General features: G+C 56.7%; 1 rRNA gene. It reads right to left on the bottom strand.

From position 1 onward, the window contains the following. A 23S ribosomal RNA gene (locus C442_RS22420) occupies positions 1 to 263 on the bottom strand; the annotation flags it as partial.

The raw sequence follows: 263 nt of genomic DNA, 5'->3' as shown, positions 1-263 counted from the left end.
GCTTTCGCCGCCATGGACACCTGTGTCGGTTCTCGGTACGGACATCATGCTCGTCTTTTCATGGGCCCCAGGTTGAATCACGTTTCCCTGTACCGCCGTTCGTCCGCTTCGTGCCATTACGGCTTCCACGGAGTTTGACGGTTCGACCGGGCGAATGCCCGGCGTGATCGACCCCAGGGCGTCAACTTTCACTGCATGATGGCACAGGAATATTAACCTGTTTCCCATTTCGTCTCAGTCGAGTTGCGGTGAGACTTAGGACC

Source organism: Haloarcula amylolytica JCM 13557, from assembly GCF_000336615.1.
In the GTDB taxonomy this organism is placed as follows: domain Archaea; phylum Halobacteriota; class Halobacteria; order Halobacteriales; family Haloarculaceae; genus Haloarcula; species Haloarcula amylolytica.
The sequence above is the reverse complement of the archived record's forward strand: the minus strand, read 5'-3'. Positions and strand labels throughout refer to the sequence as shown.